Origin of the sequence: Corallococcus terminator (assembly GCF_049194865.1) — a bacterium.
Taxonomy (GTDB): Bacteria; Myxococcota; Myxococcia; order Myxococcales; family Myxococcaceae; genus Myxococcus; species Myxococcus terminator_A.
In genome coordinates this window covers 47906-60528 of sequence record NZ_JBLZWL010000023.1, presented here as the reverse complement: position 1 = coordinate 60528, position 12623 = coordinate 47906, and the positions used below count along the sequence as shown (strand labels likewise).

Here is a 12623-nt window from a genome sequence, read left to right as displayed (position 1 = left end):
GACCACGGCGCTTCACAGGCGTCACGATTAGCTGCACGGCAGAAATCCCGGCACGCGGTACACGTCACTCGGCGGCCAGGACCTGGGGCGGAATGGTCGGCAGGGGCACCATGACGAAGCGCTGCACGGAGTTCGTCGTCATCACGCCCTTGGAGATGCTGGATATCTGTCCGGCGAGGCGCCGCCAGCGTCCTTCCTCGACGAGGAACTCGCCGCGGGCCACATAGGAGAACTCCATCATCCCGGGGATCGACTTCTCCGGCTCGCGGTGCGCGATCTTGCCGTCGTGCCGCTCCGCGAGCGTGAAGTCGATGACGGCCACCGTGCGGCCCTCGGCCTCGTGCTCCAGCGCCACCAGCTCCACGCGGTTGAGCAGCTCGTGCTCGCCCTGCCAGCTGCCGCCCATCTTCACCAGGTCCGCGCTGTGGGTCCACACGTCGCCCACGGAGACAGGCTTCGACGGCAGCTCCACCATGAAGGCCACCAGGTTGCGCTGCTCGCGCTTGAGGTCGCTCGTCACCAGCCCGGAGGGAGTCAGGTTCGCACGAAGCTGCACTGTGCCCTCCATGGACTTCATCGCCTTCGACATCGCCTGTTCCTGCTTCGACGGGCGCTTCACCTTGGGCATGTCCATCCGCGTCACCACCACCTTGGCGGCCACGTCGCCCGAGTCCTTCGGCGTGAGCACCAACACCATGGCGGACTGCGTCGGCTGGCGAATCTCGAAAATCTGCCGGCGCTTGCTCGCGGGGACGCCCTGCAGCTTGAGGCTGGAGAGGTCCACGCGCATCGAGCTGCCCTTCGGGTCCGCGTTCTCCGTCGTGTACTCGTAGCCCATCGACTCGGGGGGCACCTTCCACCGGAGCGTCACCGGCGGGGGCGCGGCGCCCAGCAGGAGCGAGGACAGCGAGAGCAACAGCGCGGTGGGGAGCACATGGCGGCGGGACATGCCCGCATCATCAAGTGCCTGGCCGGCCTCGCGAAAGCCCCGCTGCGTAATGAACAGACGCAACCGCGTCCACGCCCGACGCAAGGGGAGGCGGGCCAGGCGATATGTCATTCTCTTTTCGGCAGGTTGCCACCGCTCACGGCCAGGGGCCCTGACCTTGCACGGGCGGCAGCACCGTCGTCCCCTCCAACCCCTGGGTCGTCCATGAGCGTCTCTCACACTCTCCTGCGTCGTTTGACGGTGGGCGGTGTCCTCGCCGGAGCCGTCATCGTCGCCTGCGCCACCGCTTCACCCACTCCGGTGGGCTCGACGGACAGCCCGGATGCCCAGGCGCTTCCGCCCGGCTGCAACCCGAACTCCCCCTGCGCTGGCTCGACGTGCGCCACCTCCATCACCCCCGCGCTGTCCGTGGTGCCGGCGGATGCCTGCCCCCGTGAAGGGGAGTTCCAGTCCGACGTGGACGTCTATTCGTGGAACACGTTCATCGCGCTCAACTGGCCGGCGACGACGTCCTCGTGCACGCCGAATACGCAGACCAGCATCCTCAGTGGCCAGGGGCCCACCGTCTGGGAGACCTACCCGGAGGACACCGACGTCTTCGTGAAGCCAGGCACCAAGCCCGGCGCCTGGTGCACGTTCAGCACGCCCGCGGCCGTGGAGGCGAAGCTGCGGCGGCTGACGCAGCTGACCGAACCCAACCTTCTCGCTGCCCTCGACGCGAACGTGGACAAGCTGCTGGTGAGTGACTCCAAGGCCTCGGCCGCCATCACGGAGAGATTCCCGGACATCGAGCAGGCCATCGGCGGGCCGCTGACGGACCAGAACGGCCGGTTCGTGCGCTACGAGAAGCGCCTCAACCAGGACGAGTACAACTACCTCATCACCAACAACCTCTGGAACGCGGCGGGGCAGACGAAGGCCACCATCGCCTTCCCCACCGGCCCCACCCAGAACCCGGGGCCCTGCAATGGCCAGCCGTGCGGTCCGGTGGGCGCCATGGAGGTCAAGGCGGCGTGGAAGGTGTTGTCCGCGCAGGAGGTCTCCGGCAAGCGCTTCTACATGCGCAAGGCGTGGGTCTTCAACAACGACTCCGGCGCGCCGAGCCCCGGCGCCAACCCCGTCATCGTGGGGCTGGTGGGCCTGCACATCATCCACAAGACGGACACCCAGTCGACGTGGTTCTGGTCCACCTTCGAGCAGGTGGACAACACGACGTCCTCCTTCTTCAACCCGCACTGCCCCAACTGCCAGCCCAACCAGCAGACGGCGCAGCAGCCCTACACGGAGCTGGCTCCGGACGGCGGGCCGCTCAATGCGCCGGTGCAGGTGACTCGCACGACGCCCATCCAGGCCGACCCGAGCCTGAATGCGTACTACCGGGGACTGCTCAAGGGCTCCGTGTGGGCGAACTACCAGCTCATCAGCACCCAGTGGGCCACGGGCGGCGCGCCCAAGGGGACGCCGCCGGTGCTCGCCAACACGACGATGGAGACCTTCATCCAGTCGACCGCGTCCTGCCTCGGCTGCCACTCCAATGCCCCCAAGGCGAGCGGCAGTGGGACGGCGGACTTCAGCTTCCTGATGATGGGGGCGCAGTAGAAAAGCCCCGGCGTTGACACCACCGCATCGCGACCAAACCCTCTCATCAAGGGCCCTGGGTCGCGATGCGGGCCGCTCGAGCGACGAGGCAAGCAACGCCTCGCCTCCCCACTCTGGACCCGAGGGCGGCCACGCATGGGCACGGCAGACGAGGCGGCCTTCATCTCCACCGGGCACCTCCCCTCCCCCGAGCGGGTCCGGGAGCTGGTCACCGAGGCGCACCAACGTTACCGGGGCAACACGGAAGGCCAGTGCTCGGACGTCTACCCCGCACTGGCCCGGGTGGAGCCCCAGCTCTTCGGCGTGTGCGTGGCGGGCATCAACGGCGGCAGCCACGGCGCTGGAGACGTGGACCAGCCCTTCACGCTCATGAGCGTCTCCAAGCCGTTCGTCTTCGCCCTCGTCTGTCAGGCGCTGGGCCCGGAGACGGCGCGGCGCAAGCTGGGGGTCAATGCCACCGGCCTGCCGTTCAACTCGGCCATGGCCATTGACCAGAGCCCGGATGGACGCACCAACCCCATGGTGAACTCGGGAGCGCTCGCGACGACGAGCCTCGTCCCGGGCGCCACTCCCGAGGCCCGGTGGCGCTTCATCCAGGAGGGGTTGTCGCGCTTCGCTGGAAGGCCGCTCGTGCTCGACGAGGAGGTGTATGACTCCGCGACGAAGACACACCATCGCAACCAGGGGCTCGCCTGGCTGTTGCACGGCCTGGGTCGCCTGGAGACACCGCCGCCCCTGACGACGGAGCTGTACACCCGCCAGTGCTCGCTGGCGGTGACGGCCAGGGACCTGGCGGTGATGGGGGCCACGCTGGCGGACGGGGGCGTGAATCCCGTGACGAGGACGCGGGTGGTCGACGAGGAGGTCTGCCACCACGCGCTCGCGGTGATGGCCACCTCGGGGATGTATGAGACGTCGGGAGACTGGCTCTACGACGTGGGCATGCCCGGCAAGAGTGGCATTGCTGGCGGAATCGTCGCCGTCGCGCCGGGCAAGGGCGGGTTGGGCACCTTCGCGCCACGGCTCGACTCCGCTGGCAACAGCATCAAGGGTCAGCTCGTCGCGCGGTTCCTGTCGCGGCGGCTCGGCTTGAGCCTGTTCCGCTCCAGCCCCGACACCTGAGACAGGACGCTCTGCGGCGGCCAGTCGACGAAGGGCTCGGCCTGGGTCCGCGGTGTTGGCGTCGAAACTCTCGTGACTACATTTTCGCGAGTTCGACAGTCGGCGCCCCGCTGTCACAGCGCCCGAGGACAGAGCCATGACGATGACGTTTCCCACGTTTCATGCGGAAGCCGTGTCTGACTTTCATCCCGCCCCCTCCATGAAGGAGCTCGACGCGACCAAGCTCCACGTCTCGCGGACGCTGCCCAAGGACGCGGGCAGCCTGGGCATCCCGGTCGGCGTCGACGGTGAGGTTCCCCGTGAGCTGGGGCTCAGCCGGGCCCAGCTCAAGGCCGCTGGCTTCGAGGGCAAGGTCGGCCAGTCCCTCGTCATTCCTCTCGCGGATGGCCCCGCGCTCGTCGTCGTGGGCATCGGGGAGAAGGCAGACAGCGACCTGGCATCGCTCCGGAACGCCGCCGCGGCCTTCGCGCGGGCGGCGGGCCACTACGTCCACCTCGGCTTCACGCTGCCGGACCTCGGCGATATCGCCCCCGACGTCGCCGCGCAGGCGGTCGTCGAGGGCATCCTCCTGGCGCGCTACCGCTATCGTCCGCTCAAGCGCACCTCCCAGCAGGAGCCGCCGCTCGAAGGCCTCACCCTCCTGTCGTCGTCGCTGCCACTCGAGGAGGTGAAGCGCGGCGTGGAGCGCGGCCGAATCACGGCCCGGGCCGCCGAGCTGGCCCGCGACCTCGCCAACGCGCCGGCCACGCTCCTCACCGCCCGCCGCGTCGAGGAGATAGCGCGCGTGGTGGCGGCCTCGTCGGGGCTGGACATCGAGGTCTTCGACGAGAAGGCCCTCGCCAAGATGGGCTGCGGCGGAATGCTCGGCGTGAATGCCGGGAGCGCGGAGCCCCCCCGCCTCATCAAGCTGACGTACCGGCCGAAGGACGAGCGCGGGAAGGCCCTGGAGCCCATCGGCCGCGTCTCGCTGATTGGCAAGGGCATCATGTATGACTCGGGAGGCCTCGGGCTGAAGCCGAACGACCTCGTCCACGCCGCGATGAAGACAGACATGTCCGGCGCGGGGGCCATCCTGGCCGCCATGTCCGCCCTGTCCTCGCTCGGGGCCAGGTCCGCCGTCACCGGGTACCTCATGTGCACGGACAACATGCCGGGCGGCAAGGCGATGCGGCTCGGCGACGTCCTGACGGCCCGGGGCGGGAAGACCATCGAGGTCCTCAACACCGACGCCGAAGGCCGGCTGGTGATGATGGACGGACTGGTCCTCGCGACGGAGGAGCAGCCGCCCCCCGATGCCATCCTCGACATCGCCACGCTCACCGGGGCGTGCGAGCGCGCGCTGGGCAACGACAACGCCGGAGTCATGGGCAACCACCAGGGCGTGGTCGACCAGGTGCGCGCGGCGGCCGAGAAGTCCGACGAGACGGTGTGGCAGTTCCCGCTCGACAAGCGCCTGCGCTCGGAGCTCGATTCGGAGGTCGCAGACCTCAAGAACATCGGCGGGGTGAACGCGGGGCAGATCACCGCGGGCCTGTTCCTGGAGGAGTTCGTCAACGGCCTCCCCTGGGCGCACATCGACATGGCGGGGACGTCGCGAGTCGAGAGCGACAAGGCGTGGCGCTCCAAGGGCGCGACGGGCTACGGCACGCGGCTGCTCATCGAGTTCCTGCTCGGGTTCAGCGCGCCGAAAGAGACTCGCCACTGACGTCGCCAGCGGGCGCCTCGCCCAGGGGCGCCCGCCCGCGCGCGGAGAGGGCGATGCTGAGCTGCGCGGCCCAGTACAACAGCATGATGGCGTAGCTGGCTCCCGGCAGGGGGCGCACGAAGAGCTTGATGGCGAGCAGTCCGTCACTCGCGGCGAAGAGCAGCGCACCGGCGAACGCTGCCCGCTGCTCGAGGCGTGACAGGCCAGACGCGCCCTGCAACGCCGCCGCGCGCCAGGCCATCGTGCAGATGACGACGACATAGGCCGTCACCGGAAGCGCCATCGCGCCCAGGCTCGGCCACAGGAGCACGCTGGCGCTCAGGGCCAGGAGCAGGAAGGGCAACGCCCTCACCCACTGGAGCCCTCGCGTCACGGTGAGGTACGCGGCGGTGTAGCTGACATGGGCCAGCAGGAAGGCGCCCAGACCGGGCAGGAACATCCCCGGTCCCGCATCCAGCAGCACGTCCCCCAGCAGCGACAGCCCCAGCCCGGCAAACACCCACCGGGCATACCGCTCCCGAGGCGGCCACTGCCACCACAGCAGGCAGAGCATGGGCAGCGCCTTGGTGACCAGCCGGAACTCGGGGCGCCCCGTGTCCAGCACGAGGAGGAAGCCCACCGCGCCCGCGACTCCGACACCCGCGAGAATCCTCGTCCCACCACCCGTCAGCATGGGGAGGAACCTTAGCGCGGCGCCGCCCCAGGCCCCAGGCCGGTATACGCGCTCACCCGGTGACGAGCGGCTCCATGCGGAACCACCGATAGCCGTAGCCCTCCAGCGTCACCCGGTGCCGCCCCGCCTTGCCCGGCGAGGAGTGCGCCTCCGACAACAGATGCACCAGCCGAGCGGGAGGGCCGCCGGGCGCAAAGCCCACCTCACACGCCTTGCCGGACAGGTTGTGCAGCATCACCAGCGTCTCGCCCTTCCAGTCGTAGCGCAGCGCGAGGACGTTCGGTTGTTTCACGCGCAGGAGCTTCCACTCGCCCCAGCCCAGCTCCGGGCACTCCTTGCGCATGCGCACCATGCGCTCCATCCAGTTGAGCAGCGAGGCGGGGTCCCTGCGCTGCTGCTCGACGTTCACCTGGGGAAAGCCGAAGGGCGCCTTGGACACCACCGGCCGGAACGGCTCGGGCGCCCGGGTGAAGCCTCCGTGGGCCTCGTCGGACCACTGCATGGGCGTGCGCACGCTCTGCCGCTCATGCAGGGACAGGTCCTCCCCCATGCCCAGCTCGTCTCCGTACCAGAGCACCGGCGTGCCCGGCAGCGAGAGCATCAGGCTGAAGGACAGCTCCAGTCGACGTCGGTCCGCCGCGAGCATCGGGGCCAGTCGCCTGCGCAGGCCCCGTCCATAGAGCTGCATCCTCGGCTCCGGCCCCAGCTCCGCGAACACACGCTTTCGCGCCGCCGCTGGCAGCCGCCCCAGGTCCAGCTCGTCATGGTTGCGCAGGAAGTTCGCCCACTGCGCCAGGTGCGGCAGCCGGGGCGCGGAGCGCAGCGCCTCCGTCAGCGGAGTCGCGTCCTCGGTCACCAGCGAGAGGAAGAAGTTCTGGTTGGCGGCGAAGTTGAAGACCATCTGCATCCGGTCCCCCTCCTTGCCGTAGAAGTTCATCACCTCGTCCATGGTGACGTTGGCCTCCGCCAGCAGGATGGCGTCGCCGCTGCGCCACGAGAGGAACTCCCGCATCCGGTTGAGCAGCGCGTACGGGTCCTTGATGCCGTGGTTCTTCAGCCCCTTCAGCTCCACGAGGAAGGGCACCGCGTCCACCCGGAAGCCTGACACGCCCAGCTCCAGCCAGTAGCCCATCACCTTGAGCAGCTCCTCGCGCACGGCGGGGTTGGCGATGTTCAGCTCGGGCTGGAAGGGGAAGAAGCGGTGGAAGTACCAGCGCTTCACGGAAGGGACATGGGTCCACGTCGTGTGTTGCGAGCCCGGGAAGACCATGCCCTCGTGCGCGTCGCGGGGCTTCTTCTCGGACCACACGTAGAAGTCATGGAAGCGGCTGTCGCGGCCCTTGCACGCGTCCAGGAACCACGGATGTTTGTCACTCGTGTGGTTGACGACCAGGTCGATGATGACGCGCATGCCGCGCTGCTTCGCCTGATGGGTGAACTCCACGAAGTCACCCGGAGTCCCCAGCCGGGGGTCCACGCCATAGTGGTCGGTGATGTCGTAGCCGTTGTCGCGGTTGGGCGTGGGATGGAAGGGCATCAACCACAGACAGGTGACGCCCAGGCCCGCCAGATAGTCCAGCCGACGCTGGAGGCCGACGAAGTCGCCCACGCCGTCGCCGTTGCCATCCATGAACGTCTCGACGTCCAGGCAGTAGATGACCGCGTTCTTGTACCAGAGGTCCTGAATCATCCGTCTCCCTGGAGGAAGGGTGGTGATGCCGCGCGAAAGACGACACCGTGAAGGCCCTCATGCGTGCGACACCGCACACTCGGCCATCAGCCAGGCTCGCGAAGCCGAGAAGGCGACACCAACTTGCGCGCGCATGCTCACGCTCGGCTACCACGCCTCCCACGAGCAGTTTCCTCCCAGCGAGCTGCTTCGACTGGTGCAACGCGCGAACGCGGCGGGCTTCACTGCCGCGCTCAACTCCGACCACTTCCACCCGTGGAGCGAGGCCCAGGGACACAGCGGCTTCGCCTGGAGCTGGATGGGCGCGGCCCTGGCCACCACGAAGCTGACGAGCCTGGGCGTGGTGAACGCCCCCGGGCAGCGCTACCACCCCGCCATCATCGCGCAGGCCCTGGGGACCCTCGCGGAGATGTTCCCGGGGCGCGCCTGGGCCGCGCTGGGCAGCGGGCAGCTCGTCAACGAGGGTGTGACAGGAGAGCCCTGGCCGCCGAAGGACTTGCGCAACGCGCGGCTGCGGGAGTGCGTGGACGTGATGCGCGCCCTCTTCCGAGGGGAGACGGTGACGCACCGGGGGCTCGTCCGGGTGGAGGAGGCGAAGCTCTATTCACGGCCAGCCCGGCCGCCCCTGCTGGTGGGCGCGGCCATCACCCCTCGGACGGCGGAGTGGGTGGGGAGCTGGGCGGATGGCCTCATCACCGTGAGCAAGCCTCCCGACGAGCTGCGGAAGATGGTGGAGGCGTTTCGTCGCGGGGGCGGCGAGGGCAAGCCGATGTTCCTCAAGGTGCAGCTCTCCTGGGCCCAGGACGAGCAGGCCGCGCTCCAGGGCGCGATGGAGCAGTGGGCGCCGAACATCTTCGCCAGCTCCGTGCTGACGGACTTGCGCCGCCCCTCCCAGTTCGAGGAGCTGGCGCGCACGGTCCAACCCAAGGACCTGGAGGGCCACGTGCGCGTGTCCGCAAGCCTCCAGCGGCACGTGGACTGGCTGGCCCAGGACGTGGAGCTGGGGTTCAGCCACCTGTACTTGCACAACGTCAATCGCTGGCAGGAGCCGTTCATCGACGCCTTCGCCACGCAGGTCCTGCCAGCGCTTCGTTGAAACCCTCGCTGCCGACGATTCACGACAGGCGTGTCAGGCGCTCCACGATTTTCAGCGCTCCCGACATCAGCGAGGCGCTACCAGAGCATGCGCCAACCAACGCCCAGCGTGATGTACTGCTGCCCTTCGTCGGTTTCGTAGGTGTAGTTGTAGAGGTTCCGGTGAATCCGCCCCTCGAGGGACAGGCGCAGCCAGTCCGCGGGGCGCACCTCCACCTCGCCGCCCAGGGAGTAGCCCAGGTTTTCGACGGAGCCATGGTTGTAGCCCACGCCCAGGAGGACCGCGGGTCGGGCGCCGCCGAGGTCGATGCCCAAGCGCGCCAGCCCACCGACCTGGAACAGAGGCTTGTTCACCAGGCTGTAGGAGTGCTGCCCATCGAACGTGACATCCATCCGGGAGCCCGCCTTCGCGTAGATGGCGGCCTCCGGCCCCACCGAGAAGTAGCGGTTCAGGTGCTTGAGCAGGTGCAGCCGCACGCCCACGCCGCTGTGCCTCTCTCCCTCCATGTCCTCGCCGCTCACCGCCGCGCCCAGGCCCACGCCCAGCTCCAGGTCCTTGGGACGGGCCGCCTCCTGCGCCCACGCACTTCCGGCCACCAGCAGCATTCCTGCGAAAAACGCCTTCATCTTGAATCCTTCCACGAGACCCGGCCTAGAACGTGGAAGGCCTGTACAAATTCCAGGCCACCCTCCCTTGCATCACTCCGGCTTGGGTCCGCCCTGGGCGCCTCGCGCCCCGGCCCCACTGCCTCGGGGAGCAGGATGCGACTCCGCATGCGCGGGCTGGCCGTGGGAGGGGGGCTTGTTGCCTCGCCGTCGCCGACGTCGTCGCTTCAGCGCGGCGCCTCCGTCTGATGCGCCTCCCAGCTCCCGGAGAACCGCCGCGCGCGCGCCGCCCTCCAGACGCAGCTCCTGGAAGAGCGCCTGCACCTGCTGCGCGCCCTGCGGATGACGCAGCGCCTCGGAGAGGCGCTCGACGACATCGATGCGCAGCGCCACGGAGCCCAGCACCTCGTACCCGAAGGCTCGCGCCTCCCGAGGGCCGAACGCGGAGGCCTCCATCGTGACGTCGCGCGGCACGCCCTTGGGCACGGGCTTCTGGAGGAACAGGGCCGTCAGCATGCTGCGCCGCTCCAGCGCCGGAGGGGCCAGCGCGGCGGCCACGTAGAAGTAGCGGCGGCCCTCGCGAACACCCAGCGACCGCAGACGCTCTCGCGACTCCACGTCCATGAGGCCCCACTGCTCCCGGGCCTCCGCCTGGGTAATCACGCCCACTCCTTCCGCGAGGCGATAGGAGAGTCCCCGCGTCACGGGAGAGCGCCCCGCGCCGGTGAGCGACTCGGCGGGAAAGCCACCCATCGCCTCGGTGACCAGGTCCCTCGCCAGCGCCTGCAGCCGTCGCTCCAGCCGCCGCCGCGCGCCGCCCGTCCAGACCTCTGGCTCCGCGAGCGCGAGCTGGGGCGAGCGTCGGTCCGTGCCGCGCACCAGTCGCGCCAGGGGCTGCCCCTCGAAGGAGATGCTCCCCAGCGCATCCACCTCGAACGTCTCATGGGTGGCGTCGACGACGCGCTGGACGAACTGCTCCTCCGTCATCGCCCCACCATCCACGCCCGGCACCTCCCCCAGCAGCAGCCCCAGCTTGGCGAAGGGACTGTCGGAGCCGCTCGCGGCGGGCGGCGTCGTGGCCCTCACGAAGCGCCGGGCGCTCCTGCGCGCGGCCCGCTGCACGAAGCGCTCGACGAGGCGCTCATGCAGCGCATCTCCCAGCGCGTCCTCGATGAGGCGCGTGCGCTCCTGCCACTGCTCCGCGTCATGCAGCCACGACGAGCGATGGCTGATGTACGTCCAGATGCGGATGGCGGCCAGCCGGTCCATCAGCGTGTGGAGGTCCCCCGACACGTCGTCGAGCGGCGACACCTGCTTGCCGAGCCACGTCGGGTCCAGCGTTCCATCGCCATCGGAGAGCTGAAGGAACGTCTCCCGCAGCAGCCCGACGTGCTGGCCGAACAGGCCCTTGCGGAAGTCGGGAATCTGGCAGACCTGCCACAGCAGCTCGACCGTCGCGCGGTCCGTCACCAAATCCCGGACGGCGGGAATCTGGGAGAGGTCCCTGAGCGCATCGAAGTCATCCGCGCGCTCCACCCGGACGAAGGCATTGTGACGAGGCGCGTGGGAAAGCGAGTCGAGCAGGGCCTCGGGGCTTTCGAAGTCCAGCTCGGCGTTGCGCCAGATGAGGCTGCGCACCGCGGGGAACCGGTGTGACTCGATGGCGGTGACCACGCGGGGAGACAGCTCCTCCAGCGTGTTCAGCGTGCCGAAGCTCCCGTCATTCAGATGACGGCCCGCGCGCCCGGCGATCTGCGCCAGCTCATCCGGAAAGAGGTCTCGCTGCTCGGCGCCGTCGTACTTGGACAGGGCGGCGAAGGCCACGTGGTTGAGGTCCAGGTTCAACCCCATGCCGATGGCATCCGTGGCCACCAGGTATTGAACCTCTCCCGACTGATACATCGCCACCTGGGCATTGCGGGTCCGGGGCGACAGCGCGCCCAGCACCACGGCCACGCCGCCGCGCAGCCGGCGCAGTGACTCGGCCAGCTCGTACACGCGGTCCGCGGAGAAGGCGACGACAGCCGAGCGCGGCGGCAGGCTCTTCAGGGAGCGCCGACCGGCATAGCGGAGCTGGGACAGGCGGGTGGCGCGCTTCACCGAGGCGTGGGGGATGAGCGACTGGAGCATCGGCCGCATCGTGTCCGCGCCCAGGAACCAGGTCTCCTTGCGTCCCCGCGCGTGCAGCAGGCGGTCGGTGAAGACATGCCCGCGCTCACGGTGGGCCGCGAGCTGGATTTCATCCACGGCGAGGAAGTCGACCTTGCGGTCCAGCGGCATCGCCTCGACGGTGCAGATCCAATAGTCGGGGCGCGGGGGCAGGCGCTTCTCCTCGCCCGTCATCAACGCGACCCGCCCCTCGCCCACCCGGGCGGTCACCCGGTCGTAGACCTCACGGGCGAGCAGGCGCAGCGGCAGCCCCATCATCCCGGAGTCGTGTTCGAGCATGCGCTCGATGGCCCGGTAGGTCTTCCCCGTGTTCGTGGGCCCCAGCTCCGCCACGACGATGGCGGCCGAGCGGCTGGGCGGACTCGCGTTCATTGCGGACAGTCTAACCGCAGGAGGGGCCCTGCGCCGCTGCTCGCACCCAAGCCATGGACGGCACCGGGGAGAGCCTCCTAGCTTGGGCCCCATGACCCATCCCGTCAGAGACACACTCCTCGGGCAGCTCGACATCGCGTGGGCCCTCACCCAGTACCATCTGGAGAGCTTGACCACGGAGGAGTGCCTGCGCCGTCCGGGCCAGGTGGGCCTCCACGTGCAGCAGGGCGCGGACGGACTGTGGCGCGCGGAGTGGCCCCAGCACGAGGGCTATGACCTGGGGCCCGCGAGCGTGGCGTGGCTGACGTGGCACCTGGGCTTCTGGTGGTCCATGGTGCTCAACCACTCGTTCGGCGACGCGACGCTGACGCGGGAGGCCGTCTACTGGCCCGGCACCGCGGACGAAGTGCGCGCCTGGATTGCGCGGCTGCACGGAGAGTGGCGGGGTCATGTCGAGCGGCTCGGCGACGAGGACCTGCGCTCCACGGAGCGAACGCGCTGGCCGCTTCAGGGCAAGCCCTTCGGCGACATCGTCGGCTGGGCCTCGCTCGAATTGATGAAGAACGCGGCGGAGCTGGGCTATGCGCGCTTCGTCCTCGCGGCCTCCAAGGCCCCCTAGCCCAATGACAGGTCCGTGTCTGTC

The 12623-nt window shown here is 69.2% G+C and carries 10 protein-coding genes; 5 read left to right on the top strand and 5 right to left on the bottom strand.

The window, feature by feature from the left end:
- Nucleotides 1–64: 64 nt before the first annotated feature.
- Nucleotides 65–949 (bottom strand): hypothetical protein, encoded by an 885-nt coding sequence (locus ACN469_RS10795; protein WP_498766828.1) that lies wholly within the window; start codon nucleotides 947–949, stop codon nucleotides 65–67.
- 204 nt (nucleotides 950–1153) lie between these two features.
- Here ACN469_RS10795 and ACN469_RS10790 point away from each other — a divergent pair, with 204 nt between their 5' ends.
- The 3 genes from ACN469_RS10790 to ACN469_RS10780 all read left to right on the top strand — a co-directional run bounded on the left by ACN469_RS10790 (nucleotide 1154) and on the right by ACN469_RS10780 (nucleotide 5375).
- Entirely contained in the window at nucleotides 1154–2548 is a 1395-nt protein-coding gene (locus ACN469_RS10790) for a hypothetical protein (protein WP_498766826.1), read from the top strand.
- Between the two features lie 135 nt (nucleotides 2549–2683).
- On the top strand, nucleotides 2684–3670 hold the full coding sequence (gene glsA / locus ACN469_RS10785; RefSeq protein WP_498766824.1) for a glutaminase A: 987 nt from the start codon (nucleotides 2684–2686) through the stop codon (nucleotides 3668–3670).
- A 136-nt stretch (nucleotides 3671–3806) separates the two neighbouring features.
- Nucleotides 3807–5375, top strand: a complete 1569-nt coding sequence (locus tag ACN469_RS10780) for a leucyl aminopeptidase (RefSeq protein ID WP_498766822.1) — start codon at nucleotides 3807–3809, stop codon at nucleotides 5373–5375.
- On the opposite strand, the gene ACN469_RS10775 is transcribed toward ACN469_RS10780, so the two are convergent.
- Together ACN469_RS10775 and ACN469_RS10770 are read right to left on the bottom strand one after the other, a co-directional pair.
- Nucleotides 5347–6048 (bottom strand): lysoplasmalogenase, encoded by a 702-nt coding sequence (locus ACN469_RS10775; RefSeq protein ID WP_498766820.1) that lies wholly within the window; start codon nucleotides 6046–6048, stop codon nucleotides 5347–5349. The two genes, ACN469_RS10780 and ACN469_RS10775, sit on opposite strands and share 29 nt — an antisense overlap.
- A 52-nt stretch (nucleotides 6049–6100) precedes the next feature.
- Nucleotides 6101–7738 (bottom strand): alpha-amylase family protein, encoded by a 1638-nt coding sequence (locus ACN469_RS10770; RefSeq protein ID WP_498766818.1) that lies wholly within the window; start codon nucleotides 7736–7738, stop codon nucleotides 6101–6103.
- 25 nt (nucleotides 7739–7763) lie between these two features.
- Between ACN469_RS10770 and ACN469_RS10765 the strand changes: the two genes are divergently transcribed.
- A complete protein-coding gene (locus ACN469_RS10765; protein WP_498766816.1) occupies nucleotides 7764–8834 on the top strand; it encodes a TIGR03885 family FMN-dependent LLM class oxidoreductase in 1071 nt (356 codons plus the stop codon).
- A gap of 77 nt (nucleotides 8835–8911) precedes the next feature.
- Here the strand turns inward: ACN469_RS10765 and ACN469_RS10760 are convergent, their stop codons facing one another.
- The gene (locus ACN469_RS10760) at nucleotides 8912–9460 is read right to left on the bottom strand and encodes an outer membrane beta-barrel protein (protein WP_498766814.1); all 549 of its coding nucleotides are present in this window, start codon (nucleotides 9458–9460) and stop codon (nucleotides 8912–8914) included.
- A gap of 72 nt (nucleotides 9461–9532) precedes the next feature.
- Complete coding sequence (locus ACN469_RS10755; protein ID WP_498766812.1) at nucleotides 9533–11980, bottom strand: helicase-related protein; 2448 nt, start codon at nucleotides 11978–11980, stop codon at nucleotides 9533–9535.
- A 91-nt stretch (nucleotides 11981–12071) separates the two neighbouring features.
- Here ACN469_RS10755 and ACN469_RS10750 point away from each other — a divergent pair, with 91 nt between their 5' ends.
- Complete coding sequence (locus ACN469_RS10750; RefSeq protein ID WP_498766810.1) at nucleotides 12072–12599, top strand: DinB family protein; 528 nt, start codon at nucleotides 12072–12074, stop codon at nucleotides 12597–12599.
- Nucleotides 12600–12623 lie beyond the last annotated feature (24 nt).